Source organism: Pseudoalteromonas sp. XMcav11-Q (assembly GCF_040104525.1).
GTDB lineage: Bacteria > Pseudomonadota > Gammaproteobacteria > Enterobacterales > Alteromonadaceae > Pseudoalteromonas.
In genome coordinates, this window is sequence record NZ_JBECOX010000003.1 from 142,669 (window position 1) to 169,509 (window position 26,841).

Sequence of the window (26,841 nt, forward strand, 5' to 3'; positions counted from 1 at the left end):
CGGGTTTATCCCGCGACAAGGGTTCCAAACACCAACCCCGTAGCAGCGGGTTTATCCCGCGACAAGGGGTCCAAACACCAACCCCGTAGCAGCGGGTTTATCCCGCGACAAGGGTTCCAAACGCCACACCCGTAGCAGCGGGTTTATCCCGCGACAACAGCACCAAAACACCACCCGAAGCAACGGGTTTACCCCGAGATAAGAGCATCGCGACAACAGCACCGAAACACCACACCCGTAGCAGCGGGTTTATCCCGCGACAACAGCACCAAAACACCACCCGAAGCAACGGGTTTACCCCGAGATAAGAGCATCGCGACAACAGCACCGAAACGCCATCCCCGTAGCAGCAGGTTTATCCCGCGACAAGGGTTCCGAACACCATCCCCGTAACCGCGGATTTACCCCGAGATAAAAAATCGCGACATAAAGTCGCTGCTACGAATACATAACTCCGCGATAAGATCGTTACACGTTTCTTAAATTAACCACTTTCTGCTCGGACTCACGTTGCGCTTCAAGCACTTGGCGTTTTTCATTCCACACCAAATCACAAATACCGTCTGTAGGATTAAAGCCTGTAGGCGCCTCTAGCAACAATTTACGAATAAGCTCATGATCAAAATTATGACAAGCCGTGTCCATTGCACTCATAAAAGACTCTAGCTCTGCCATTGGCAGTTTTACCTCGTTGGCCGTCATGATCCGTGGATGAGAGGTTTCTTCTACATTGTCACCAATCAATAACTCTTCATATAACTTTTCACCTGGGCGCAATCCTGTGCATTCAATTTCAATATCGCCATGAGGGTTTGACTCTGATTTAACTTCTAAGCCAGAAAGATGCACCATTTTGGTCGCTAAGTCTTTGATCTTAACTGATTCACCCATATCTAACACAAATACGTCACCACCCTTACCCATGGCACCCGCCTGAATAACTAACTGCGCAGCTTCCGGTATGGTCATAAAAAACCGGGTGATATCTTTATGCGTTAAGGTAATTGGTCCACCTTCTTTAATCTGCTTACGGAATAGAGGCACAACTGAACCACTAGAACCAAGCACATTACCAAAACGTACCATGCAAAAACGGGTATTTTTAGACGTTACTTTACTTTCAGCCAAGGCTTGTAACACTAACTCTGCCATACGCTTGGTTGCACCCATTACATTGGTAGGGCGCACCGCTTTATCTGTAGAGATTAATACAAAGGTCTCTACTCCTGCGTTAATAGCGGCTTTAGCCGTGTAATAAGTACCAAATACATTATTACGAACACCCTCAACAACATTTTGCTCTACAAGCGGTACATGCTTGTAGGCTGCGGCATGATAGACAGTTTGCACCCCAAAGGCTTTCATGCAAGTTTCAATACGGTTGATACGTTGCACCGACCCCATCACTGGTACTATTTCCAATGATACGCCTTTATTCAATGCAAGCTGATTCAGCTCCTTTTCAATGCTATATAAACCAAACTCAGACACCTCAAAAAGCACCAGCTTTTTAGGTCCATTTAATATAATTTGCCTGCATAGTTCAGAGCCTATAGAACCGCCTGCACCGGTTACCATAATGACTTTATCTTTTATATTTGCAGCCATCAGCTCTGCTTGTGGCGCTACTGGGTCTCTGCCCAATAAGTCTTCAATTTCAACTTCTTTTATCTCATTAAGCTGCGCTTTACCGTCGATAACATCTGCCATACCTGGCACCGTCATCACCTCGAGCGGCAGTTTTTCTAACTTAGTGAGTATTTCTTTACGGCGAGAGCGCGATACGCTTGGTAAAGCAAGCAAAACCTTATTCACTCGCTTTTTATCTATCAAATTATAGATTTCGTCAAAGGCAACAACGGGGATCCCTTGGATAATAGCATTATGTTTGGTAGCGTCATCGTCTAGATACGCCGTAACATAATAGTCAGGCCCTGTTGCTAGCGCAGTAGCTAACTGCCGACCAGCATCTCCAGCGCCATAAATAACCACTGGGGTTTTAGTAAATGAGGTTAATCGCCAAATAAGTGCTCTTACCAAAATACGCGAGCCCCCCACAGAAAGTATCATCAACCACGCATAAATAAAGGGCATAGTACGAGGAATAGCGGTTTGCGTAAAAAATGAAGACAACACTAAAATCACAGTACTAATAACTGTACCAAGTACAACAGCACCTACGGCATTTGCCCCAACGTAACGGAGCACAGCGCGATACAAACCAAGTTTTACAAATATCACCAAGCTAATGGGGAGTAATAACGCGAGGATTAACCAGTTGTTAAAATTAGCCAGTGGTGCAAAGCTATCGAGGCGAACAATAAGCGCTAACCAAAAGGCTGAGACTATAAAAACTGAATCTAATACGAGCGTGAGAAGTCGTTTTTGGCTACGAGAAGCGCCAAGTAAAGCGCGAAACCAACTATCCATTGTGTTCCCTTTTTATTCCAATCCGAATTAAAACCGCAGACGAACTAAAGCATAGTACATGTTGCAGTATACACAAAAGTAGCAAAAATGTATGAGGAAAATATGGAGGATGCGTGCGCATCCTTCCTATCTATAGTGATGCTTTGTGAAGTACTTGTTTTACTACCTCACAAGTTTTGCTGATTTCTTCAGTAGTAAGTGTTGGATGTACCAAAAACATTAAAGATGTTTCACCTAACTCTACTGCATTCGTTAAACGCTCTTTTGGTCGCCAAGGCGTACTATCAAAGGCTTTTTCTAGGTAAACTTCTGAGCAGCTACCTTGAAAACAGGGCACGCCAAGCGTGTTGATTTCGTCGACTATGCGATCTCTTGTCCAACCTTCCCTTAGCGCCGCAGAGTTTACAAACAAATAATGTTTATACTCTGCATGCTCAATATAATCCGGCACGCGCACTGTACGTACCACATTGAATGCTTTTGCAACTTGATCTATCGCCTGAGCATTGCTTTGCCTTTTAGCCGTCCAGTCTGACATACGAGTAAGTTGAATACGCCCAATCACCGCTTGCATTTCTGTCATACGCCAATTAGTGCCAAAACTCTCATGCAACCAACGAAATCCAGGGGGGTGTTCACGATTGTAAATGGCATCAAAGCTTTTGCCGTGGTCTTTATAACTCCACATTTTTGACCATAGGTCTTTGGAGTTTGTAGTAACCATTCCACCTTCACCACCAGTGGTCATAATTTTATCTTGGCAAAATGACCAAGCACCTATATGGCCTATAGTACCAACCGAACGCCCCTTATACTTAGCACCATGTGCCTGAGCACAGTCTTCTATGACATAGAAGCCATGCTCTTTACTGAGGGCCATGATTGCATCCATTTCAGCAGGCATCCCAGCTAAATGCACCACAATAACTGCTTTTGTTTGAGGTGTTAAAACCGCTTTAATAGACTCAGCAGTAATAGCTTGGCTATTTAAGTCAACGTCGGCAAATACAGGTGCAGCTCCCGCTGTAACAATACTACTTGCAGAAGCTAAGAAAGTACGAGGAGTAGTAATAACCTCATCTCCTTCGCCAACGTTCAATGCTTTCAACGCAATATCTAACGCTAATGTGCCATTACCAAGTGCAATCGCATGTTCAGCGCCAGTCCAAGCTGCAAACTCTTTTTCAAATTCACGCCCTTCTGTACCTGTCCAATAATTCACTTTGTTAGAAAGTACAACTTTACTTACTGCGTCTGCTTCTTGCTGAGTAAAGCTAGGCCAAGGGGAAAACGGGGAATTTAACATCTTTAGCACCTGTATAAAGGGAAAAAATCAGTATTATCTTTACCTTCAGAAAGTGAAGCATAGACTTCTTCATTTAGGACGATTCTCATCACTTTAAATGGTAATGTTCTATCTGAAAAACCGATTTTAAAATTGAGTAAGTTATCTGAATTTCCACCTAACCCTCCCCCTAGGTGGAAATGTTCAAATCCATGTTCGAATGAAAAAGCTCTAACAAAATCAAACATTAACTTTGTCGGAGCATACTTGTAAAACTCCTGACTAGTTCCGCCAAGGTGATATTGAACGATATTGCCTGTAAACGAGAATATACCTGCACAAGCCAGAACCCCATCTTGCTTACATAAAACAAGTTTAACTTCTGAACAGTCATTTTTGAACAATGCATCATAGTAAGCTTCATCAAAAAAATAGTATGAACTAGCATTCAATGAAGACATTGTTTCATTATAAACACGAAAGAAACCCGAAAAACCATCATTAAGATTATAAAAGTCACAAGTAAAACCTAACTTTTTTAGCTTCTTAATATCCCTCCTATGGTTTTTCCTATACTTTGATAGTTGAACTGTTTCACTTTCTAACAGTGAAATATTTACTGTCTCGCCGACTTTCTCGCCAAATTCAAAAAAGCCACCTTTTTTCTCAAAAAAAGTGTTCATTCTCGAAAATAGCGATATGCAATTTTCTTCTTCTAATAAATAACGCCAAAACTTTTTAACAATAGAAGCACAGCAAACTTCGTTGTTTATCTTTTCCAATGGGCTTGGGTAACCATAAACCGACGTCAAATCAAAAAAACCAGTACCAAAGACATCTCTTTTCAAAAGCGGAAGTGCAAATGAATAACCATCTGATTTAAATACATATAAAACAGCTTCCCCTCCATCTATAGTTTCATGTGCCTTGTGATAATCATAGGTGTGGTACATATCGTGATTGTCAAACCAAGATATTACTTCGTCCCACTCTTCTTTATTAACTATTTTATCAAACATTAAACTTCGCCTTAATCAATAAACTTTTCGAGTAAGATTGTGTCCCATGACTTTTTCCCTTCAACATAGTCAATTTTCGCAGTTTGGCATAGTAACTTTCGATTTCTAATTGCCGACTTTAATTTTGGAATTAAATTAAATGGAAGTTTATCTAGGTAAAGTACTGCACTCAATGATGAAGGAAGGCCTAATTTAAAACTAATTCCATTAATAATAAAATCAGCATAGCCTATAGTTCTATCCAACTCAGAACTATCGATCTCTATCACCTCAGACCAATTTGAATCAGCCGGTCCAATGAACTCAAAGTTAAAGTTCCGACTTAACTCTTTATAGCCAGAATCAATATACCAAGATAATGCGCGAGCGTTTCTAGAATCAACTGTCAAGCGAGCAACACCACCACTTGCTCTTACAAGACTTTCATAAAAACCCAATAAATTTTCGCCATAGCCACATCCTTTATAATTTTCAGCTACAACAATATGGTTAAGAAAAAGACAATCATCGAGCGATTTAACTTGAATGAAACCTACAATTTCCCCATTAAAAAACAGGCAATAAAATTCACCAAACTTGATTGAACTTTCTATAATTGAAATACAGTCAACTGTTTCATATATCGTAAACTCAATAAGCTCTTTCCGATAAGAAGCTGTAATAAGAGAATATATGTTTTTTGCAAACCTAGTATCTTTGATACTCTTAATCGCTATTTCTCTCGTCATCTAAGTCCCTCATTGTAGATCTAGGATCTACAACAACCCCTTCTTTTTTTAAAACCTTCAAAACGGTAAGACATAATATCTTTAAGTCTAGTAAGAAACTCTGATTTTCCACATACCAAACGTCATACTCTAAGCGCTCATTCCACCCAACATTATTTCTTCCTTGAATTTGTGCCCAACCAGTAATTCCAGGTCTTACATCATGTCTTCTTGACTCTCTTTTAGAATAGTAAGGTAAATACTTAACTAACAGAGGTCTTGGACCTACAAGACTCATGTCACCTTTAATCACATTTAGCAGCCCTGGTAACTCGTCTAAACTAGTTGAACGCAAAAAAGTACCAAATTTAGTCATGCGTTCATCATCTGGCAATAAGTTACCGTTTTCATCTTTTGTATCGAGCATGGTTCTAAATTTCATCATCTTGAATATTTTGCCATTGACGCCAGGTCGAGCTTGAGTAAATAGTATAGGTGAACCTAATTTGAAACTTATTAGTAAAGCAACCACAATGATTACGGGCAGCAAGGTCAACAAGACGAAAAAAGCAACTATAAAATCAAATCCTCGCTTCATTTATAGTTCCCTTCGATTATCGGCAGAAGTTTTTTGAATAATTTCTCTCTATTAAATTCATTTCTACCTAATTCACTTGATTTTTGGCAAGCGAGTTCATAAGCATATGAAGAGAATAAGAAATCTCTAAGCGAATTATAATCATCAATACCAGGTTCATTATTTATAACAAGCCCACACTTAGTACTTTCTATTAAAGTCTTAATCCATCCACTGTGATTAATCAAAAGAGGTGTACCAGCGGCAAATGCGTCAAAAACTTTATTCGCAGAGTTTGCATATAAAGCATCAACAGGTAGTACAGTTGATGTTGCCATATCAAAAACACTATGAACAAACGAAAGCTGGTTTTTATTTACACTGGGTAAAAAGTGAAGAGTTGTATCCAAAACTAATAGTTCTTTTGCATAGTCCTTTAATTCTTCATACTCTTTACCTTCACCAATTATGACAAACCCAATTTCAGAGTTTGAATATGTCGAAAGTTTAATAAAACTACGGAGATTGTTAACTAAACCAAAAGTTCCAGTATAAAAAACCACCTTTTCATGCTTACTTTTCAGTTTGTTGAGGGTTAAAAGAAATGTATCTTCCAACAGAGGTGGCTGATTAAAAAGGTGACAATCGGCAGCGTTAGTAATCACAGTAACAGGCGTATTACCACAACGCTTTAAAACACTTTGCTTCATATCTGGAGAAAGAGTGATTATATGCGATGCTTTTTCGTACGCTGCCCTCTCCAAAAAAAGAGAAATATTAATCAATAACTTGCTTTTAATAACGCCCAAAGCTATGGGTACTTCAGGCCATACATCTCTGACCTCAAAAACATATGGCCTTCTCTTTATGAATTTATAAACAAGCGCTGGAATAGCAACAGTTAAGGGCGTACTTGTTACGAATAACTTATCACTTTTCAAACTGCATATATGAGTACTAGCGAGTACTAAAAATTTGGAAAAAGCCCATAACCGGCTAAAAAAACCAAAGCTATTATCATATTCCACTGAGACCCAATGCACTTCAAAACCATCCAATTTTTCAATTTTCCAGCCTTTAAATTTATTATGATTATCTGAGGTAACAATAACAACATCATGACCTTCTTGAGCCAAACGTTTTGCAAACTCATAAGATCGAATACCACCATTCATTGATGGCTTTCGAAAGTACTGATGAAGATAAATCAATTTCATTAATAAACTTCTTCCATATAAACTTTTGCAATTCTATCCCAAGAAAAACTTACTGCGGGGTTTTCTTCAAAAGGACCTAAACCGTTAGGGAACTTATGTAGGGTATTTTTAATAGCTTTTGAAATTGATTCAACTGAACTTGAATTAGCTTTAAAACCGTATTCCCCGTCCTTAAAGTAGCCATCAATCCCCTGCCCGGACGTATAAACGATAGGTAAACACTGAGAGAGCGCCTCTATATAAACAAGACCAAATGTTTCACTATGAGACACCATAATGAGAAGTGAGGAGTCCCTCATCTGCTTTAAAACTTCTTCCTTTCTAAGTTCGCCCAAAAATTCAACTCTTCCAACTATTTCACCCGCCAGCGGGCCATAAACTTTAACATAATCTTCATAAGTTCCTCCTACAACTCTAAAACGACTATTTTTTCCTTTAGTTGCTCTGAAGAAGCTAGTAATGCTCGAATCTACATTTTTATTTCTATCAACTCTTCCAATATACAATCCTATAATAGCCGATTGCTTTTTTTTTCTATATTCTTGTGTGTTGTTCAAGTAGAAGTCATCTATGCCATTAGGGATGACCATAACTTTACTATTAAACTCATTCCCAAAGTAACTTATAAAGCGCTCTAAGTGTGAAGGAGATATAAATATTATCTTTTTAGCATAACGAAGAGCTTTCCTTGCTAACCATTTATGTTGTCGATAGTATTTGAATCCGAGCATAATATCAGTGGTTCTTATAGTAATCACTAGCTGCTTTTTATTAAAAATTGAGTACAGATAAGCGGGAATCCCGTCAGAGTAAAGAGTATGGGCATGGACTAAACTCTCTTTAGCTTTCACCTTTCTTATGCCAGATAAAACTGTAATAACCTTCAAAGTGTAAAAATACTTGCAAAAAATTGTTTGATTATTAATAACTAGCAGGTCTTTTTTGGTTCTTAAGGTTGGCTCCCTTCTCTTTTGTGAAACGTACGTAAAGGTATCAACACCGCTCATATCTAGTGAGCCAAATAATCTAAGATACACCTTAGAACCAGAGAAATAGTTACAAAAATTCAACACTATCATTATACTAACCCAAAATTATCTTCTCATATTTATGTAAAAACACATCAAATCCAAATCGTTCAGCTACACTTTTTGAAATCAATTTAGAATTAAAATAACCTTCATCAATCATATTTATAAAGCGTGGAAATTCTTCTATATATACCTTCTCATCCACACAAACACCTGTTGAGTCAGTAATAATCTCTTGTGGTCCACCACACTTCGTAGAGTACACGGGGATTCCTGAAAAACCGGCTTCTAGCGTAACCAATGAAAATGTCTCTATTTTACTTGATACTAAAAGTGCATCTACACTACTCAACACATTCAATGTATGAGCTCTAGATAAAGTTTGATAAAAAATTATATTTACTCTTTTATCTAAGCTTTCCGCTAGTAGCTGTAGTTCATTAATCTGGCTCCCATTACCAACAACATGTATTTTAAAGTTTTTATTTAAATATTTAGCAGCATACTCAACAGCCTTAAAAGACAATTCAAAATTCTTTATTTTTTCCAACCTACCTATCAGAGCAACACTATAACCAGATCCTAAAAAACTTCTAGGCGAAAGAGATGTAAATGAAACAGGGTTATAAAAAAAGTTAATATTAACTTTTGCTATTTCACTTAACTCCTTAGCCATAAACTGACTTACACCAAAGCTTCGGAACTCTGGATTATGAACAATTGAGAGGAAGTCACTTCTTAAATACCTATATTCCTTAAAATCTCTAAACCAAGAATAATGCTCTGTGTACAACTTATTTACACCACGAAAGTCTTTTACTGCAGCAGCACAAACTAAAGTATGAGCATGAATTAGATCAGGTGAAAAAAAATTTCGTTTGAAAATTTTCAATCCACATTTAATCAACCATCGCTTTAGATAATAATTCAAAAACCTTACCTTCGGTATTCTAATAAAATTAACCGCAACATAGTGCTGACCTTCTGTACTTTTTAACTCTATAATTTTTTTACATTTTAAAAAATCTATTAAGCCTAAAAGGTTAACATAAACAAACCCTGAATTTGACACTTCTTCAATCTTAGAAATAGCATCATTATAATCCACAAAAAATGGACAAACATTACCTTTAATTTCATTTGGATAGTCAGGAAATACACTTACTATTTTCATTCTCAGAGCTCAATGATAAAAATTTAATACAAAGCAAAATAATCGTACAAAACCAAATCGCAGTCGGTCCTTCGAAGAGCACACTTTCAGTAATGCCATAAGTTAGGATAATAAAAAAGACAAAAAACCTTTCTTTTTCTTTATTAGAAATCAAATAATATAACTTTAAAATTAAAGCTAACCCTAAGATGATGAAATAAAAAATACCCATATTAGAAAATGTATTAACATATGATGAATGAGAACTCAATACTACACCATTAAGTTTTAGCGAAGTTGTTGATGCCCCATTTCCCAGTAATATTTTAGATGGTTCATTTATTACACCTTCAATTATTGAAGACCATATATAAAGCCGACTTGAATCTCCAGCATCAGAAAACTTATTCACAAGAACATCAAAGACATCATAGTGATTATATAAAACTAAAACCGAAGATAAAGACAGAATTATAATAGAAAAAAATTTAAACCTTAAAAAATAAGAAAAAGAAGATATTATAAAAATAATAACACCTACGACAAATGCAGTTCGAGAGAAAGTTAAAAGCAAAAAAACTAAAGTAGATAGCATCACAATAACTTTCATTGGCTTTAAAATTAAGAGACTTTGTAATATTAAAATAGAAAGAAAGAAGGCAGCTGCAGAGTTAGCATTATCAAATATAAATGCTGAAACTAAAACCCCATTAAACTTCCCCCCCCTAACATTTAAAAACTCCCCGAAGTAAACTTCATTAATAAAAAAGTAGATCTGAATAATAAAAACTAAAAAGAATGAAAAGTAAAGGAACCTTTCAAAATATAAATAATCCAATCTTACAGTTGATAGTAATAAAGAAAAGAAGACAATGATAAAAATAGATTTGCTATATGAACCTGAATGTACAGCATCAGAACCATGAAGCAAATTTAATACTACTAAAATCATCATTAGTATTAGCAGTATTAGATTATTATAATTTTTATCGAAGAAATAAAATGAAATAAATGAAATTAAAAAAAGTATTAGTACTGGTTCAATCCCAGAAGCAAAAACAGACTGATTGACCACCAATAAGTAATAGCTAATAAAAACTAGCAACGTTACAAGCCTATCCATTCTGGATCTCTCTAGCTGGTATGCCTGCATAAATCTTTCCATCTGGAATATCTCTAGTCACAACACTATTTGCACCTATAATGACATCATTACCTATTATTACTCCAGATTTGATAAACACTCCATCACCAATCCAAACCCGATCTCCAATTATAATATCTTTCCCCCCCATTTTGGGAGGAGAGTTTTCACATGGCCAATATTTATCCATCAAATGTGTTGTAGATTTTATAGATACGCGATAACCTATAGCGCAATTATTACCTATAATTACTTTGGCATAACTAGCGGATACAATGTGAGCACCATTTAAGTAAGAAAAGTCACCAACTCTAAAGCTTTCCTGCTCTATATTGAATATACACTGGCTTCCTAGAGAGACCCCACGACCGATATGGGCTTTCATAAGGCGCAACTTATAATAGATCGCCCTACGCTTATTCCAGTCCAAGAAAGAAGTTAAGACAAACGCTAAATAATCAACCATAACACTCCTTATAAATAAGCATTCCCACCCAAACCATAAATGAGAAAACAAATAGAAAGTTCAAACTCGAAAGTACAAAGAAGAAATCTTCAACACCTACATCACTCGCAACGAAAAAAGAAAGAAAAAATAAAATAAAAAACACAATATTTAAAAATAAGAAACTTTTACTCTTATTATACAAGACAGGGATCTGAGCAAAAACTCCACCAACAAATGAGGAGAAATACCAAATAGAGATAGCTACCATAAGATTTGAATACTTGACCCATGCGCCTCCAAGAAGTATGCTTATCAACTCACTTGAGAAGGAAAGGAAAACTAAAAACATTATAATAGCAATAGAAGTCAGAAAAAATGCTATTATCAAATAAGTAACAAAAGCCTTTCCCTTCCCTTTTTCATCAAAGAAGTATTTATAGATAAAAACAGTCAGCGATTTAGAAAGTATTTGAGCTGGGGCTGAAAGTAACCTTTGAGCAACAGCAATAACGCCCCCTATTTCAACTCCAAAAAAGTACGATGTACCAGCAATAAGAATAAAATCCCTTGATTTATCAACAATAAAATGAGGCAATGTGTATTTTGGTAAGTCCGAATACTTCGATAGAAATCTATTTGACCATTTAAAATTCGGAAGTTGTATTACACGTCCATTATAAAATTTCACAACAATTAAAACAGATATTAAATAAGATAAAAGCGTACCAAAAATCAAGGCACCTTCAATTTTAAAAAAATATAGGATAAGTATTGGAAGTATAGCATGCAGTACAGATCTAACGATATTTAATTGAACAACGTGCTGTAATTTCGAGTTAGCGTGAAAAAAATAGATTAAAACATTAAAACTAGAGACACCTATAAAAAGAAAAAATAGAATAAAATAGTTATCTATAAAGAAAAAAGCGGTTCCATCACTCCAACTAAATGTAAATGATAAAACAATAAATATAATAAAAAATAATAATAAGAAAAATATAGACAGAAAAAGAACTGTACTAGTGGCCACAGCTTTCATTCTGTTCAGTTTTACAATAGCCAACTCATACTTTCCAGTGCTTCCTCCCGTTGCTAATGCAGCAATGGACATCAACACTCCATAAAGGCCAAACTCAGCTGGACTAAAAAACCTTGATAGAATTGGGGTTGTTGAAAAAAGTATCAGTTGGCTAACAAGAGTTCCAACAACCAAAAGTGTTGCCTGCTTTAGCATGTACAGTCAACCAACATTATGACAAAAATCCTTTGAAGTCATAAATATACGAGTACGCTAACTCATTTGACCTTATATCTGCAATGATTGAACTATGACCAACGACTAAAAGAGCAACATCACCAGCAATTGTTTCTCGTTCAACAAATTTCACGGTAGGGTATTCTATCTTCGCTTCTCTGATATCTACCCAAGGATCAAATACTTCTACAGAAAGCCCTAACTCTTCAAGTATTAGATATAAGTCATAGGCTTTAGTGTTTCTCGTATCTGGGCAGTCTTCCTTAAATGTAAACCCTAACATAGTAACTTTGCATCCTACAGGGTTGATTTTTTGAATAATTAAATTCCTTAAAAACTCCTGACCAATAAAAGTTGGCATATTATCGTTTATTTCTCTTGCTTTCCTCATCAAGTCGGGGATATACCCTGAATTCTGTGACTTATGGAGTAGATAGTATGGATCAACACCAATACAATGCCCCCCAACCAAACCTGGCTGTAACTTCATGAAATTCCACTTTGTCGCGGCAGCATCAATAATCTCCTTTGTATTGATCCCTAATTTGTTAAACACTTGATATAACTCATTGATCAAAGCAATATTTACATCTCTCTGAACATTTTCGATTACCTTGGCCGCCTCTGCAACTTTAATTGAGCTCGCTTTATGTGTACCTGCTGTAATAATTGACTTGTACAACTGATCTACAAACTCGGCAACGTCAGGTGTTGAACCACTAGTTACTTTTAAAATATTGGTTACTCGGTGCTCTTTATCACCTGGATTAATTCGCTCAGGTGAGTACCCAGCAAAAAAGTCTTGATTAAACTTAAGACCAGAAACTTGCTCTACAACAGGTAAGCATGCTTCTTCTGTTGCACCAGGATATACGGTGGACTCATAAACAATGATATCGCCCTTGTCGACAACCTTTCCTAGCATTTCACTGGCTTTAATTAGTGGTGTTAAGTCAGGCTGTTTGTGCTTATCTATTGGAGTAGGTACAGTTACGATGTATAGATTGCACGCTTTAAGATCGCCTACGTTATAAGAGTATTGCAAGTGTGGTGCTTCTTTTAGCTCTTCATCACTGACTTCTAGCGTTGAGTCATGCCCTGCTAGTAATTCATTTACTCGGTTTTGATTAATATCAAAACCGAGTGTTGCATATTTTTTTCCAAATTCTACCGCTAGAGGAAGGCCGACGTAGCCTAACCCTATAACACCAATTTTTACTTTATTTAAATCCATATACATCTCGCTTGGTGAATGTTTAATTTTGATTTCTTTAGAAGAAAGTTAAGGAATATGTCCGACCGCTCTTGTCGTTTTATTTGGCCGCAATTTTAATTTTTGTTACGAGTCGCGACGTAAAGTCGCTGCTACGAGTCGTAACGTAAAGCAACGAGTCGCGACATAAAGTCGCTGCTACGGGTCGTAACGTGAAGCCGTTGCTACGAGTCGTAACGTAAAGTCGTTGCTACGGGTCGTAACGTAAAGCAACAAGTCGCGACATAAAGTCGCTGCTACGGGTCGCGACGTAAAGTCGCTGCTACGGGTCGTAACGTAAAGCCGTTCTACGGGTCGCGACATAAGGTCGCTGTTACGGGTCGTAACGTAAAGTCGCTGCTACGAGTCGCGACGTAAAGTCGTTGCTACGGGTCGTGACATAAAGTCGCTGCTACGAGTCGCGACATAAAGTCGCTGCTACGAGTCGCGACATAAAGTCGTTGCTACGAGTCGCGACGTAAAGTCGCTGCTACGAGTCGTAACGTAAAGCCGTTCTACGAGTCGCGACGTAAAGTCGCTGCTACGAGTCGTAACGTAAAGTCGTTGCTACGAGTCGTAATGTAAAGTCGCTGCTACGAGTCGCGACATAAAGTCGCTGCTACGGTCGTAACGTAAAGCCGTTCTACGAGTCGCGACGTAAAGTCGCTGCTACGGGTTGCAGCGACATAACGCTACTATGCTTTATCTGATTTGTACTCGTAGTTGTAGTAGCCGTAGTAACCATAGGCATTGGTTGATTTACGAACAACACCGTTGAATACCACCCCTTTTACATCAATACCATTTTGCTCAAAACGATTTCGTGTAATTTCTAGCTCTTTTGCATGGTTTTGACCAAAACGGGTTACTAGTAATGTTGTGCCAGCATGCGCACTCACAATAGCCGGGTCTGTTACCGCTAAGATTGGTGGAGTATCAACAATAACTAAGTCGTACATTTTGCTCACTTCACCAATCAACTTGCTAAAGTTTTCATGCATTAGCAACTCTGAAGGGTTCGGCGGTATTTGGCCTCGGGTCATTACTTGCAAACCTTCAACTTGGCTTGGCTTAATCACCTGCGCTAAATTCAATCGGCCAGAGAGGTAATCACTTAAACCGTCATCCCATTTCATGCCAAACTGAGTTTGCAGGTATCCTTTACGCATATCAGCGTCAATAACAAGAATGCGTTTGCCACTTTGCGCCAGCACAGTGGCAAGGTTTACGGTAATAAAGGATTTACCCACGCCAGGACTTGGGCCTGAGATAGCGATAACATTGTTTTTTGCTTCTAGCATAGCAAAGTGCAAACTAGTACGGAGGCTACGTAGCGCCTCAACAGAAAGGTCTGCAGGGTTATCCATGGCAAGTATAGATTTTGCCTTTGCCACTTTGCCCTTGCGCGCCTTTGCAAAACCGGTGAGTTTTACTTGGTACTCTGAGAATGGCACGCTGGCGTATACTGGCAAACCTAATGCTTCTATTTCCGCTGGGTCTTCAATACCTTTATGCAGCGCTTTTTGCACCAGTACAATAGCAACAGCTAACATTCCGCCCAACATGGTTGCCATTACAACTACCAACGCTTTTTTAGGTTTGACTGGCTGAGTAGTATTTACCTCTGCGTAATCTACTATACGAACGTTCCCTACCGTGCCCGCGCGTACAATATCTAACTCTTGCGTTTTACCCAAAAGCAGCGTGTAGATTTCATTATTTACCTCTACATCACGCTTTAAGCGTAGCAGCTCGCGCTGAGTCTCTGGTAAGCCTTGTACTTCACCAGCTAATTCGTTGCGTTGGCGCTTTACAGTATCAATTTGCTCTACCACACCGCGGTAAGAGGGGTGTTCACGTTTAAATTTACGGCCAAGCTCTAAACGCTTTAACTCTAACTCTTGCAGTTTAGTTTCTAGTTTTACAATTTGCTCTAAAACGCCTTGTGTTTCTAGGCTAATATCAATGGACTCTTGGCGAATTTGGTAGTCATTAAAGGCTTTTTCTGCGCGTTCTAGGTTGCGTTTAACTTCAGGAAGCTGCACCTCTAAAAACTCAAGAGACTGCTGCGCCTCCGCGCTATTACGCTCCACATTGCGACGTACATAAATACCAGCCACTTTATCTAACACTTTTTCTGCATATTCAGGACTAGCACTCTGAAGTGCCAAGTTAATAATGCCGGAGTCTTTGCCCTTCTCAGACGCTGATATTGCGTCTTGCAGATCTAAAATCGTCTGAAGACGGTTACGCTTAACGATTGAAAACTCGGTCTCTGGACGTGCTATCAAAGTCTTAATAGTTAGCTCAAATTGGCCTTGTTTTACTTCTTCGCCCACTTTACCTGCAAGTACCTCATCACCATCCCCCGTTAGCAAAACAAATGATTCATCAGCCCTAGCTTGTAATATAAAAGAAGTACCTACGGCACTACTTGGCACTTTAAATCGGTGTATTTCAACTTGCTCACCACCCCACGCATAAGAGCTTGCGCCAAGGCTTGACTCTGCTACTTCGCCTTCACTTTGTGCAACAAATTTACGGAAGCTGCGGCCACCAAATAGTGGAAATAGTTTTGGCTCAACAACGGTATCTAAATTTAATGTGTCGACTGCTTCACCAATGACGCTTCTAGATTTTAGTAGCTCAATTTCGGTTACTGCGGCAGAGGTACTTTCAAACATACCAGACATATCATCAAAACCGGGAACAGAACCGCCCTTTTCCTCTACCTGTACCATTGCAGTTGCTTGGTAGATTGGCGTGCTAAATATTGCGTAGGCTATACCTAACAGCATAAATAGTGCAGTAATGCCTGCGATAAAAAACTTAGCATCTAATAATGCGCCAACTAGCGCCATTAAATCGATTTCTTGCGTCTCTTCTTTTGATGACTTTTGGTTAGAGATAAGATTTGGCTGAGCATTCATATACTCACGGATCCTTATAAATACTGTTGCCAAGCGCCACAGGCGCTATCGATAAGCTCATAAACATGCTCAAACGCTTCACGTGATTGGCGATACGGATCTGGAATTTCTTTATCGCCAATCCATTTACCAAGTAAAAAGGTTTTGCCACGAGCTTGAGGGTAACGGCTGCATAGGTCAGTTAAATGCCTTTGCTCCATTACGAGGATGAGACTATTTTGTGCGACCAAGGTACCAGTTAACTGGCGACCTTGGTGCTCACTCATGTCGATTCCTTGTTCTTTCGCCAACTCCTGCGCTAATGCATCAGCGGCTTTTCCTTCTAGGGCGGTTAATCCAGCTGACGAAACAGCTACATTTTTGCCACTTAGTTTGTTTTTTAGCAGATACTCTGCCGTAGGACTGCGGCAGATGTTACCTGCACAAACCATTAAAACACTATCAAACATGAGTACTCACAATTACTGATTTTCTATATCTTGAATCGCATCCACTGTAGACAGTGAAGGCAATAATAAACTGATAACTTTGTTCCAACGAGCAAGTGGCGCGCTAGTCACATACACAATATCTTGTGGCTCAAGTTCAAACTGTTCAGCAAGTACTAAAGAGGCTACGTTTTTAGCATGTAGCTGATATACATCTGCAAGCACACCATCTTTTTGCAGGTCGCGCTTACGCAAGACAAAAACACCGTTTGCGTCTGCTGTACGCTCGTTAAAGCCACCAACATCCGTTAGTGCTTCAGCTAGGCTTAAACCATAGCGGTTTACGTCTACTTTGCCCGCTTTAATCACATCACCCAACACATACACGTTGCGTTTATCATTACGACTTACGTGTACAATATCACCGTGTCTAAGTAAGCGGTTTTGTGAAATATCACCTTCGGCATAAAAATCATCGAGTTGAATAACTTCTGTTTTGTCACCACGAGTAAAGGTTACCGTTTCCCAATCTGCGCTTTCTGTTAAACCGCCTGCTTGGTTTATCGCATCAATGAGTGTCACTGGAGTTTCTGTGATTGGATACACACCAGGTTTTGTAACTTCACCGGTTACATACGCTTTTTGGCTTTTAAAACCAACCACTTTCACGTCGATTTGCGGTTCTTCAATAACACGACTTAGTCTTTTTGCAAGGTCAGTTCTAAGCTCGGTTACTGTGCGACCAGCAGCAGGAACCTTTGGCGCATAAGCAAAGTTGATTGTACCATCGGCTTGAACACGGAAACCGTCAAACTCTGCTGTTCGTTGTACAGCTGCTGGAATGGTGAGTTCAGGATGATCCCACACACCAATGGTGATTACATCACCTACGCCAAGACGATATTCATAATTTGAAACATCAATACCCGCGAGCGACGAGTGATCAATTTGTTTCGCTCGTTTGATTTTATGTTCTTGCACCAATTGCGAGTCGATAATATGAATATTTACTTTTTCAAGATCTCGCTCAAGGTTTGCAGTTTGTTCACCAGAACCTATTCCTTCGAAATGGCCACCTGGAACGAGTGTACAGCCACTCATTGCAAGTAATACAGTTGAAGCAATGATAGTTTTACAGCGTAGCGCCATTGTATCTTCCCAAAAGTGTTTATAGTCTTTTCTTTTAATTACTTTTATTGCCTTTTACTTAATAACGTAAAGACAACAGAAATTTCGTGGGCTAATTAAAGCATGCACGATTGTTAATCGCAAGTGAGTACTAGGTTTTGCAGCTGTTCTCACTCTATATTCTATGTTTTTACCTTGAGGTATGAATAAAAGCCTTTATCAAGTTTGAGCTCGTTTTTTAGATTGCTGTTTTTGTTATTTCTTAATTTGCAATTTAATCTTTGGTCCTTGGCCGCGGCGTAAAACTGCTACGTCTGAGTTTGAATCATTTTGTCGCGACATAAAGTCGCTGCTACGGTATTCAAGCACGCTTCCGCCCTTAGGTTGCAGCTCCTAAATGCTGTTTTCAGTTTATGTAAAAGATCACGAGGTGAACTCGCTCCTACCGCGTTGACCTGAGGCGTTTATGTTGTCGCGACATAAAGTCGCTGCTACGGCATTCAAGCACGCTTCCGCCCTTAGGTTGCAGCTCCTAAATGCTGTTTTCAGTTTATGTAAAAGATCACGAGGTGAACTCGCTCCTACCGCGTTGACCTGAGGCGTTTATGTTGTCGCGCCATAAAGTCGCTGCTACGGCATTCAAGCACGCTTCCGCCCTTAGGTTGCAGCTCCTAAATTCTGGTTTCAGTTTACGTAAAAGATCGCGAGGTGAACTCGCTCCTACCACGTTGACCACAGTCTTTATATTTTTGCAGCGTAAAGCCGCGCCTGAACCATTCTGTCGCGACATAAAGTCGCTGCTACGAACTGGTTTGAGCTTTTAAGTTACAGCTACAAAATTGCAAACGTTCCGCTATGCTAATGTAATCTTTCTAACAACGTGAAGAAGTTTACAGCCAGACCAGAGTACACCCTTTTTATAACAATTAAATAAGAATAAAGGATGAAGTTTTTATTGTACCTTTTTTATTGTACAGTTATCAACAACGATTTGTGCATAATGGTTAAGCAGTTTAATTAATAAAATGCTACGAAGTTCTCCATCAGGTTGTTGATATATGGCCTGAATGTCTTTGTAACAGCCGTCTGTTAACTGAACCAAGTCACCTTCTTGAAGGTCGAACTCATCCGCTATTTCATTTTTATTCATTAGTTGAGCGACGAGTTTATCTGGCACCATTTGCAGATCGGTACCATAACGAATAAAGTCAGAAACACCGCGAGTGTTTTTTACAGCAGAAAAGTGTGAAGAATGTGGATCTAGCTTAACAAATAAATACCGTGGAAACAGCGGTTGCTCCACCGCCTTTGAGCCAGAGGTTTTTCTTTTTACGAAAGTTGGGAAGCAAGACTCTATCCCTTGATTTTGAAGATTTGACTGTGCTCTGTGTTCTTGTTTTGGTTTACAGTAGAGCAAATACCAGCATTCCATGCGTTGCGTTCCCTAAAAAATAAGCCTAACGAATTAGGCTTACTATTATACGTATATTCTCAATTAGGTCTAGCCTAGTCACTGCCAAAAAGGTCTCTTGTGTAGACTTTTTCGGTAACGTCTTGTAACTCCTCAACCATGCGGTTAGAGATGATTACATCACAGCTATTTTTGAATACATTTAGGTCATTAAGTACCCTAGAATTAAAGAAGCTTTCTTCTTCAAGTACTGGCTCATAAACAACGACTTCAACACCTTTCGCTTTTATGCGCTTCATCACCCCTTGAATAGATGAGGCTCTAAAATTGTCGGATCCTGCCTTCATGATCAGGCGATAAATCCCTACAGTTTTGGGATTACGCTTTAGAATAGACTCAGCGATAAAGTCCTTTCTTGTTGTGTTTGCATCAACAATCGCTTGAATGATGTTGTTTGGTACGTCTTTGTAGTTCGCTAGCAGCTGCTTGGTGTCCTTAGGTAGGCAATATCCGCCATATCCGAAAGACGGGTTATTATAATGATCACCAATTCTTGGGTCTAAGCACACCCCTTCGATAATTTGCTTTGTGTTTAAACCATGAGACTCTGCGTAGCTATCTAACTCATTAAAATAAGCTACTCGCATTGCTAAATACGTATTAGAAAACAGCTTAATTGCCTCAGCTTCTGTCGAGTCAGTAAATAAGGTTTCAATATTTTCTTTCTCAGCACCTTGTTTTAGCAATTGTGCAAATACTTCCGCTTGCTCAGAGCGCTCACCTACTATCACCCGAGATGGATACAGATTGTCGTAAAGCGCCTTACCTTCTCTCAAAAACTCTGGAGAAAATATGATCTTATCAGAATTAAATTGGGCTCTGGCATTTTCGGTAAAGCCTACCGGGACGGTTGATTTGATCACAATAACTGCATCACGATTGTAATGCTGAACATCGGAGATAACTGATTCTACGGACTTTGTATTGAAGTAATTGCTTTCAGGGTCGTAGTCTGTTGGTGTTGCGACCACCACATATTCAGCATCTTTATAGGCAAGTTGCTTATCAGTGGTCGCCACGAGGTTAAGGCGCTTGCTCGATAAATACTCTGAAACTTCTTTGTCCACTATTGGTGATTGTTTTTTATTGATCAGATCAACTTTCGCCTCATCAATGTCTAATGCAACGACTTCGTTGTGCTGAGCCAACAATACAGAATTGGAGAGGCCTACATAACCAGTACCTACAACTACAATCTTCATTAATAATTCCTAAACTTAAACCCGTGTTTTTAACTCAACGTCTAACTGTTGCGCTACTTGATTGGCATCGTAATGTTTAACAGAGCTCCGTGTATTTGAGCTAAGCGCATCATACTCTTGAGGGCTCATTGTTAGTATCTGTACTATTTTATCCGCAATTGACTCTTTGTTCTTCACATCAAAAAGTAGTCCATTTTTACCGTCAATCACAACTTCATTGACCGGACTAATATTTGACGCCAAAACGGGCGTGCCACATGCCAGCGCTTCAACAGCAACCAAACCAAAGCTTTCTCTATGAGTTGGAAAAATAAACGCATTCATCTCACTATACTTGTCTACCAGTTCATGTGGTTTTAAGGCACCGAAATAGCGAACGAGTGATGCTAATTCAAGCTTAGCAATTTGCTCTTGCAAAGCGGGAACCTGTGCACCGGTACCATACATTTTTAAACTAAAACCACTAAGCAGCTCAGGGTTTGCAGCTTTAATGATGGCAAGTGCTTCAAGCAACTCTTGCCACCCTTTTCCTTCATCTATCCGTGATACATACCCAAGTGTGAATCCGACTTCAGATGGCATAACCGTCGGCTTAAACAGCTCAAAGTCAACACCGCCTGAGGGCGAAACGACAATTTTGCTTTCTTGATACCAAGGATATAATTCAAGCAACTTAGCTTTAAAGTATGAAGAGGGTACGACAACGGCAGCACTGCGCTTTAATATCAGCGATGATGCAAAGCCCATAATCTTGTGTATGGGAGTGTCCCCAACCAGATCATCACCGTGAATATTCACTACATACTTGGGTCGACTAAGTAGCAGAAAAGGCAACAGGCATAGCGTTGAATAAGTTAGATAGTGAAAGTAAATATAATCGTAGTTACGCTTGGCAATCGCCCTTATGCCCTGAGCAACAAACCTGGCGTAACAAAGCAACTTCTCAAAACCTGAAGCTCTATAGTCAATCACGACTTTATTTACTATTTGATTTCCCTGAGCCTCCAATTGCTCATAGTTTTTCCCGACAAAGCTACCAAACGAAGGGTCCTTTTTAGAAGGAAATAAGTTTGCGATAAAACAAATTCTACTCACTTTCATCCCTTTTAAAGAGTTCTAAGCGTTTTCTAGCAAGCTTGGGAAATAACGAGGCCAACCAAGCTCTAAGCAATTTAGTGGCAATAGCAGGAGTAAAAAACTTTATCACAGTAACAAAGCCGACTTTACGGCCTTCACTGTAATGCATCAAAAAGTCAAAACACTTCTTGTTTGACTTCGACATTAAATACCCATAGCGCTCATAAAACTGCTGAAATCCAACCATACGATTATTAAGACTATCGGTAATTCTGGGTTTATCATGTGCTGTATGAACTATATATGAAGGTGTGCTGATCCTTTTGCCTGCTCCATATTTCAGTATCATTCTCGTCCACAATTCCCAATCTTGTGATGACACTATCGACTCATCAAATAATCCTGCCTCTACCAGTCTCTCACGCTTAGTTAGCACTTGGTTTGACGCTTGATTAAAATTGAGTTGAGCGTCTATCCCAATGATTAAATTTGAATCCAAAAGAGAACGCTGAATTTTGCCATAATCCCAAATGTAGCCACTACAAACAAAAGCATAACGCTCGTCAAAAGCCTCAACCAACTCTGCAATTCTATTAGGTAAAAACTCATCATCATCGTCAAGCCCCGTTGCATACACCCCATGAGCGTGCTGAATCGCATAGTTTCTCGCTCGGCAAGCACCCTGATTAGTGTCAAAGCAGTGGATTTTAACTCGCGAGTCCTGCGCACTGAGTTGTTGCAAATATTCTACGGTTCCATCCGTCGAACCATTATCAACTATAAACAACTCTAAATTTTTGTATGTTTGATTTTGTACCGACTTTACCGCTCGCTTCAGCAATGATAGTCGATTACAAGTTGGGATCCACACAGTAACTAGGGGTAAAGATGAATTCACGAGTTACTCCTTTTCTCATTATCAACCCATAATAATGAAACAAAACACCCAAATGATATCCCTAGCGTACCAGAAATCCAAACATGACCACTTAATTGTGCTAAAAATAGCAAAATAAATGTACCAACAACAACACTTGGACTGTAAACAGCATTACATTTAACAAACTGTGAGGCAGCCTTAACGAACGTTAATATATAAAAGGCAAAGCAAATTAGTAACCCAAAAAAGCCAAAATAGGCCAGTACGTCCACCGCATCAATTTCGGCAGCATACTTAATGGGAAGATACTCTGCAATACCAGCGGTTCCGACTCCAATAGCCTGCTGCCAGAACGCTAAATAGTCAACATAGACGACCAACAAATCTCGTGCATATTCGTCTCGGCCGGATAATACAATACCTAATATTCCTTTTTGACTGAGCACCCACATAAAGCGATCATACAAGCCTAGTGCTTCAAGTAAGTCGGTAATAACCAGTGCAATAATAACAACACCTATAGTCATAGGAACCAGCATATAGAGCTTAAGCTTTGTCATCTTAAAAAAGCGCTCTCTTTCATTGGCCAACGGAATAACAAAAACCAGTAATGCCGCTGCAAGCATCGCTGTTTTGGTTGCCACCAGTAAACCACAAAGCACAGTAAACAACGAAAGTACGGGATACCAGCGACGATAGTTGTTCCAACCAATATGCAGTACAAAAGAAAACAACACCACCATTGTTGCACCTAACTCATTTGCGGCATAAATATAACCATTGGAACCTGCTGTTTCGCCATCTCTGAGTTCATAACTGGAGCGGCCAAAACCAAGCGCTCCGAGTAATAGGTTAAAGCACAATATTGCAAAGTTGGTAAGTAGGATCTTTTCTAACCACTTGGCAGTGAATGACTTCCAACGTGTTGACAACAGGCCAAAGTACACAAAAATGGATATCGGCATAAGCATCTTGTATACATTTGAAAAGTCATTAATGAACGCGCCGCCATCTGCTTCATTGGCAAGCTGAAAAATAGGACCTATAAGGAGTATTGCCAGCAAAGAGAGTAAAGCAACAAAATACCTAGCGTCCAGCAGTAACACTAGCACTAAAATCAAGACTGTTAATGGCAGTTTATATAGTAGCGACAGCTTAAGGTTGAGACCAAGCTGGATCACCGTAAAGCCCGCAGCAATATCCGCAAGTAAGTAGACGCTCATCATCAGCAAGCACAACTTATGCGCTAGAGATGGGGCTTCATTACTGACAAAAAACTGCTTTAACATCAGAAATTACCGGGTTCTTTTTCGAGCTTAGCTCTATATGTGCTCACATATTCTGCTGTGGCTTTTATCACTTTAGCAGGGTTGCCCGCTGCTACCATGCCCTCTGGAATGTCTTTCGTTACAACACTGCCTGCGCCAATAACACAATTATTGCCAATGTTCACACCGGGTAAAACGATACTCCCCCAACCAATAAATACATTATCGCCTATTGTGATTGGCGACCGATACGAGCGCCTTGAGCCTTTTTTATAACTTTCAGGATGAATAACAAGCTCTTTAATAAAAAGCGTTGGAGAAGCATCATGACCGAGTAACGTTGCCCCTGTAATAGTACAATCTCGACCAATAAAAAAACGATCCCCCTTACTAGATGAAGATAGTTTGGTATCAATAATGATGGTGTTTTCACCAATTTCAGCACCCTGAGCACGGTACTTATCGATAATCAGCGTATAACCTAACTTATCAACTTTCTCCTGCAACAACGTGGATCTAATAAAGCGATTCGCAATTTTCAATATTAGGTATTGTAATTTAGTCTTCACTTGCTAACTCCCTAGCCAGTTTATTCCAACTAAATTTTTGCTCTGCTAACGTTCTATTTTGCTGTTGCAACAGAGCATAGTCACTATCTTCAAGCGCCATAAGGGTTTTCATCCCTTCGGCAAACGACTCTGCTGAGTGTGCGTCGAGTAGTATATTGTTAGTAGATGATAGGATCTCACTTGTGGCTGTTATCACCTTGTCACTTGCACAAGCTCCCACTATCGGTAAGCCGCAAGATAAGGCTTCTAGAATGGTTTGTCCAAGCGGCTCATAAGTTGATGACATAATAAAAAAGTCAGCAGCCTTATAATATTCCTCAGGGCAACTTTGGCGTCCTAAAAACTTAACTTTGGCGTCCACATTAAGGCGGTTACATAACGCGCGAAGCTCTTGTTCTTCAGTTCCCTCGCCCAATAACCACAACGTTGCATCACCGTCTAGCAACTTTAATGCTTCAATTGCCGTATCAAAGCCTTTGGCCTTTACAAACCGGCCAATACATAAAAACACTTTACCATTATCAGCAACACCTAATCGTTCTCTTAATTGGTGCTTTTCGCTTCGAGAAACCAGGCTAAAGCGTGATAAGCTAACGCCTGGTTTACACGTTCTGATGGCTTTATCCTTGTTAATTTTTCTGACTTGCTGCAACATATTTTCACTAAATACAAATAGCTTGTCAGAGCAAGAAAATGCCCAGCGCTGCATTAATTTATGCAAGGAAAAAGACAACGAACCTTTCACTTTTCCTAGAAAAGTAGTTTGCTGTCGTAAACTGGCCTTGGTCTCGTTTTCCACTACACCAGGCACTAAATATACAAGGTTTTGATACCCTAGTGCCTTTAGGTACACCACATTGAAGTGAAAACGACAAACCGCAAGCTCTGGGTCATGTTTTTTTAGTACGGTTTTATAAAGTGAAATAGCATTGCGAATATGCTTTATCCCTCGTCCAACCCCTTGATCACGGCCAGTTTTATATCGATAAATAGTTACGCCATCTTCAACTTCGACGTCCGGTAGTGACTTGTTGTCTGGGTTTAAGTCGCTGGTAACGATAATAACCTCATATCCTAACTGGATATATTCTTGAGAAAGATGGTAGAGCGAGTTTTCAATCCCACCTATGTTTGGCTTATATTGGTTACTTGTCAGCAGTACACACGGTTTTCTAGATGAGGTAATTGTCATAACCAACTACGCCTTAGATCTAAGCGCTAAAATAAATGCAACAATCAAAGACAATAAGCCACCGATAAAGGTAATTCCTAAACAGATCAGCGCACGTGATGGCCCCGATTTTTCTTCAGGATAGATAACAGGAGACAAAGGTTTTACCAAGTGATAGTCACCAATAGACGATAATAATTTTGAACGGGTTTGTTCTGCTATTAACTCGTAAAATACAGTACGTAGCTCTGCAACGCTGGTTTCTGCGGCTTTTTGTTTTAAATACTCTATCGCCTCTTCAGCTTCGTGCTTGTCTTTTGTACGCCAAAATTCATTTATATCTTCAACAAGCCAGTTGGTTATATTCACTGATAACTCAGGTGCTAGGGTAGTGACTTTTAGCTCTACCAGACCTTTTTTCTTCATATACAAAACATCTATGCTGCCTAACAGAGAAATATAACCTTCCCATGCTGATGGAATAACTTGTTTGCCAGGAGGGGCGCTTCTTACCCAAGTTTTTGTTTCAACATCGTAAAGCTCAGGGTTGTAGATATAGCCGTTATTATTTGAATCCCATTTCTCAAGTGCGAGAATTTCAGGTAATAAGGTACGCTTGTCAATAAATGGCTGCAAAAAGCCGCGACTTTTCATAAATTCAATCGCTGCATCAACATCATTTCCTTCTGAGCCACCAAGAGAAATTCCCGCCATACTAGCTAGACCACCGAACTGACCAGCCAGCTTAGATAGTCCTCCGCCTTCTTTGGCGTTAGATGGTACTAAGTAAACTTTAGCGGTATATTTATTGGGTTGTTCCATCGCTACAAATACGGAGAGTGCGGCTGAAAGCAGTGTTCCAACAATAACGACCCATTTGTATTTCATTAACTTAGCAAATGTGAAGTTTATACTCTGTTCTGCGGCTACAACATTACTTTCCATGGAGTTTCTCAACCAGCTTTGACTAACTAAAAGGTGGGCATTATAGCAAACGAAATGTTTATTAAAATAGTATTTTTAGCGTTAAATTGTAGCCAAATGCAACCCATTAAAAGCGACAATCCACCTACAGCAAGGCCCACATATCGGTAACTAAAGCCTGTCGGAATACCTTACTTTTGGTCAACTTTGCTCTAGCAGTAACAGTTGCTTAAAAAGCGAGTGTATTTTATGGGTTATTATTTACAAAAAGAAAC

General features: G+C 39.3%; 24 protein-coding genes. All 24 read right to left on the minus strand.

Annotated features, from left to right (window positions below; genetic code table 11):
* Positions 1–468 precede the first annotated feature (468 nt).
* The gene (locus tag ABMY45_RS06240; protein ID WP_349288590.1) at positions 469–2,430 is read right to left on the minus strand and encodes a nucleoside-diphosphate sugar epimerase/dehydratase; all 1,962 of its coding nucleotides are present in this window, start codon (positions 2,428–2,430) and stop codon (positions 469–471) included.
* Between the two features lie 130 nt (positions 2,431–2,560).
* A complete protein-coding gene (locus ABMY45_RS06245; protein WP_349288591.1) occupies positions 2,561–3,736 on the minus strand; it encodes a DegT/DnrJ/EryC1/StrS aminotransferase family protein in 1,176 nt (391 codons plus the stop codon).
* A 2-nt stretch (positions 3,737–3,738) separates the two neighbouring features.
* A complete protein-coding gene (locus ABMY45_RS06250; protein ID WP_349288592.1) occupies positions 3,739–4,734 on the minus strand; it encodes a GNAT family N-acetyltransferase in 996 nt (331 codons plus the stop codon).
* Positions 4,735–4,745: 11 nt separating this feature from the next.
* Complete coding sequence (locus ABMY45_RS06255; protein ID WP_349288593.1) at positions 4,746–5,462, minus strand: GNAT family N-acetyltransferase; 717 nt, start codon at positions 5,460–5,462, stop codon at positions 4,746–4,748.
* Positions 5,440–6,039 (minus strand): sugar transferase, encoded by a 600-nt coding sequence (locus ABMY45_RS06260; protein WP_349288594.1) that lies wholly within the window; start codon positions 6,037–6,039, stop codon positions 5,440–5,442. The genes ABMY45_RS06255 and ABMY45_RS06260 overlap by 23 nt, the downstream gene beginning before the upstream one ends.
* Complete coding sequence (locus ABMY45_RS06265; RefSeq protein ID WP_349288595.1) at positions 6,036–7,235, minus strand: glycosyltransferase family 4 protein; 1,200 nt, start codon at positions 7,233–7,235, stop codon at positions 6,036–6,038. The genes ABMY45_RS06260 and ABMY45_RS06265 overlap by 4 nt, the downstream gene beginning before the upstream one ends.
* Positions 7,235–8,314, minus strand: a complete 1,080-nt coding sequence (locus ABMY45_RS06270; RefSeq protein WP_349288596.1) for a glycosyltransferase family 4 protein — start codon at positions 8,312–8,314, stop codon at positions 7,235–7,237. Before ABMY45_RS06270 ends, ABMY45_RS06265 begins: the two co-directional genes overlap by 1 nt.
* Positions 8,315–8,318: 4 nt before the next feature.
* Positions 8,319–9,440, minus strand: a complete 1,122-nt coding sequence (locus ABMY45_RS06275; protein ID WP_349288597.1) for a glycosyltransferase — start codon at positions 9,438–9,440, stop codon at positions 8,319–8,321.
* Complete coding sequence (locus ABMY45_RS06280; RefSeq protein WP_349288598.1) at positions 9,415–10,542, minus strand: O-antigen ligase family protein; 1,128 nt, start codon at positions 10,540–10,542, stop codon at positions 9,415–9,417. The genes ABMY45_RS06275 and ABMY45_RS06280 overlap by 26 nt, the downstream gene beginning before the upstream one ends.
* On the minus strand, positions 10,535–11,029 hold the full coding sequence (locus tag ABMY45_RS06285) for an acyltransferase (RefSeq protein WP_349288599.1): 495 nt from the start codon (positions 11,027–11,029) through the stop codon (positions 10,535–10,537). The genes ABMY45_RS06280 and ABMY45_RS06285 overlap by 8 nt, the downstream gene beginning before the upstream one ends.
* Complete coding sequence (locus ABMY45_RS06290) at positions 11,022–12,245, minus strand: oligosaccharide flippase family protein (protein ID WP_349288600.1); 1,224 nt, start codon at positions 12,243–12,245, stop codon at positions 11,022–11,024. The genes ABMY45_RS06285 and ABMY45_RS06290 overlap by 8 nt, the downstream gene beginning before the upstream one ends.
* A gap of 16 nt (positions 12,246–12,261) precedes the next feature.
* Positions 12,262–13,500: a nucleotide sugar dehydrogenase gene (locus tag ABMY45_RS06295; protein ID WP_349288601.1), complete on the minus strand. Its 1,239-nt coding sequence runs from the start codon at positions 13,498–13,500 to the stop codon at positions 12,262–12,264.
* A 177-nt stretch (positions 13,501–13,677) separates the two neighbouring features.
* Positions 13,678–13,842: a hypothetical protein gene (locus ABMY45_RS06300; protein WP_349288602.1), complete on the minus strand. Its 165-nt coding sequence runs from the start codon at positions 13,840–13,842 to the stop codon at positions 13,678–13,680.
* A 371-nt stretch (positions 13,843–14,213) separates the two neighbouring features.
* A complete protein-coding gene (locus ABMY45_RS06305) occupies positions 14,214–16,448 on the minus strand; it encodes a polysaccharide biosynthesis tyrosine autokinase (RefSeq protein WP_349288603.1) in 2,235 nt (744 codons plus the stop codon).
* A gap of 14 nt (positions 16,449–16,462) precedes the next feature.
* Entirely contained in the window at positions 16,463–16,897 is a 435-nt protein-coding gene (locus ABMY45_RS06310) for a low molecular weight protein-tyrosine-phosphatase (protein WP_010605767.1), read from the minus strand.
* A 12-nt stretch (positions 16,898–16,909) separates the two neighbouring features.
* Entirely contained in the window at positions 16,910–18,025 is a 1,116-nt protein-coding gene (locus ABMY45_RS06315; RefSeq protein ID WP_010605768.1) for a polysaccharide export protein, read from the minus strand.
* Positions 18,026–18,956: 931 nt separating this feature from the next.
* Positions 18,957–19,436 (minus strand): transcription/translation regulatory transformer protein RfaH, encoded by a 480-nt coding sequence (gene rfaH / locus ABMY45_RS06320; RefSeq protein ID WP_349288604.1) that lies wholly within the window; start codon positions 19,434–19,436, stop codon positions 18,957–18,959.
* A 74-nt stretch (positions 19,437–19,510) separates the two neighbouring features.
* Complete coding sequence (locus tag ABMY45_RS06325) at positions 19,511–20,677, minus strand: nucleotide sugar dehydrogenase (protein ID WP_206471474.1); 1,167 nt, start codon at positions 20,675–20,677, stop codon at positions 19,511–19,513.
* A gap of 15 nt (positions 20,678–20,692) precedes the next feature.
* Entirely contained in the window at positions 20,693–21,772 is a 1,080-nt protein-coding gene (locus ABMY45_RS06330; protein ID WP_227387483.1) for a glycosyltransferase family 4 protein, read from the minus strand.
* Positions 21,765–22,652 (minus strand): glycosyltransferase, encoded by an 888-nt coding sequence (locus tag ABMY45_RS06335; RefSeq protein ID WP_206471476.1) that lies wholly within the window; start codon positions 22,650–22,652, stop codon positions 21,765–21,767. The genes ABMY45_RS06330 and ABMY45_RS06335 overlap by 8 nt, the downstream gene beginning before the upstream one ends.
* A complete protein-coding gene (locus ABMY45_RS06340; RefSeq protein ID WP_206471477.1) occupies positions 22,649–23,923 on the minus strand; it encodes an O-antigen ligase family protein in 1,275 nt (424 codons plus the stop codon). The genes ABMY45_RS06335 and ABMY45_RS06340 overlap by 4 nt, the downstream gene beginning before the upstream one ends.
* On the minus strand, positions 23,923–24,471 hold the full coding sequence (locus tag ABMY45_RS06345; RefSeq protein WP_206471478.1) for a DapH/DapD/GlmU-related protein: 549 nt from the start codon (positions 24,469–24,471) through the stop codon (positions 23,923–23,925). The genes ABMY45_RS06340 and ABMY45_RS06345 overlap by 1 nt, the downstream gene beginning before the upstream one ends.
* A complete protein-coding gene (locus tag ABMY45_RS06350; RefSeq protein WP_211867767.1) occupies positions 24,461–25,663 on the minus strand; it encodes a glycosyltransferase family 4 protein in 1,203 nt (400 codons plus the stop codon). The genes ABMY45_RS06345 and ABMY45_RS06350 overlap by 11 nt, the downstream gene beginning before the upstream one ends.
* Positions 25,664–25,669: 6 nt before the next feature.
* Entirely contained in the window at positions 25,670–26,587 is a 918-nt protein-coding gene (locus tag ABMY45_RS06355) for a Wzz/FepE/Etk N-terminal domain-containing protein (RefSeq protein WP_211867765.1), read from the minus strand.
* Positions 26,588–26,841: the final 254 nt, after the last annotated feature.

Excerpts from the sequence above, each read along its gene's own strand:
- ABMY45_RS06240 (WP_349288590.1), bottom strand. The coding sequence starts at position 2,430 with ATGGATAGTTGGTTTCGCGCTTTACTTGGCGCTTCTCGTAGCCAAAAA.
- ABMY45_RS06245 (WP_349288591.1), bottom strand. The coding sequence starts at position 3,736 with ATGTTAAATTCCCCGTTTTCCCCTTGGCCTAGCTTTACTCAGCAAGAA.
- ABMY45_RS06250 (WP_349288592.1), bottom strand. The coding sequence starts at position 4,734 with ATGTTTGATAAAATAGTTAATAAAGAAGAGTGGGACGAAGTAATATCT.
- ABMY45_RS06255 (WP_349288593.1), bottom strand. The coding sequence starts at position 5,462 with ATGACGAGAGAAATAGCGATTAAGAGTATCAAAGATACTAGGTTTGCA.
- ABMY45_RS06260 (WP_349288594.1), bottom strand. The coding sequence starts at position 6,039 with ATGAAGCGAGGATTTGATTTTATAGTTGCTTTTTTCGTCTTGTTGACC.
- ABMY45_RS06265 (WP_349288595.1), bottom strand. The coding sequence starts at position 7,235 with ATGAAATTGATTTATCTTCATCAGTACTTTCGAAAGCCATCAATGAAT.
- ABMY45_RS06270 (WP_349288596.1), bottom strand. The coding sequence starts at position 8,314 with ATGATAGTGTTGAATTTTTGTAACTATTTCTCTGGTTCTAAGGTGTAT.
- ABMY45_RS06275 (WP_349288597.1), bottom strand. The coding sequence starts at position 9,440 with ATGAAAATAGTAAGTGTATTTCCTGACTATCCAAATGAAATTAAAGGT.
- ABMY45_RS06280 (WP_349288598.1), bottom strand. The coding sequence starts at position 10,542 with ATGGATAGGCTTGTAACGTTGCTAGTTTTTATTAGCTATTACTTATTG.
- ABMY45_RS06285 (WP_349288599.1), bottom strand. The coding sequence starts at position 11,029 with ATGGTTGATTATTTAGCGTTTGTCTTAACTTCTTTCTTGGACTGGAAT.
- ABMY45_RS06290 (WP_349288600.1), bottom strand. The coding sequence starts at position 12,245 with ATGCTAAAGCAGGCAACACTTTTGGTTGTTGGAACTCTTGTTAGCCAA.
- ABMY45_RS06295 (WP_349288601.1), bottom strand. The coding sequence starts at position 13,500 with ATGGATTTAAATAAAGTAAAAATTGGTGTTATAGGGTTAGGCTACGTC.
- ABMY45_RS06300 (WP_349288602.1), bottom strand. The coding sequence starts at position 13,842 with ATGTCGCGACCCGTAGAACGGCTTTACGTTACGACCCGTAGCAGCGAC.
- ABMY45_RS06305 (WP_349288603.1), bottom strand. The coding sequence starts at position 16,448 with ATGAATGCTCAGCCAAATCTTATCTCTAACCAAAAGTCATCAAAAGAA.
- ABMY45_RS06310 (WP_010605767.1), bottom strand. The coding sequence starts at position 16,897 with ATGTTTGATAGTGTTTTAATGGTTTGTGCAGGTAACATCTGCCGCAGT.
- ABMY45_RS06315 (WP_010605768.1), bottom strand. The coding sequence starts at position 18,025 with ATGGCGCTACGCTGTAAAACTATCATTGCTTCAACTGTATTACTTGCA.
- rfaH (WP_349288604.1), bottom strand. The coding sequence starts at position 19,436 with ATGGAATGCTGGTATTTGCTCTACTGTAAACCAAAACAAGAACACAGA.
- ABMY45_RS06325 (WP_206471474.1), bottom strand. The coding sequence starts at position 20,677 with ATGAAGATTGTAGTTGTAGGTACTGGTTATGTAGGCCTCTCCAATTCT.
- ABMY45_RS06340 (WP_206471477.1), bottom strand. The coding sequence starts at position 23,923 with ATGTTAAAGCAGTTTTTTGTCAGTAATGAAGCCCCATCTCTAGCGCAT.
- ABMY45_RS06350 (WP_211867767.1), bottom strand. The coding sequence starts at position 25,663 with ATGACAATTACCTCATCTAGAAAACCGTGTGTACTGCTGACAAGTAAC.
- ABMY45_RS06355 (WP_211867765.1), bottom strand. The coding sequence starts at position 26,587 with ATGGAAAGTAATGTTGTAGCCGCAGAACAGAGTATAAACTTCACATTT.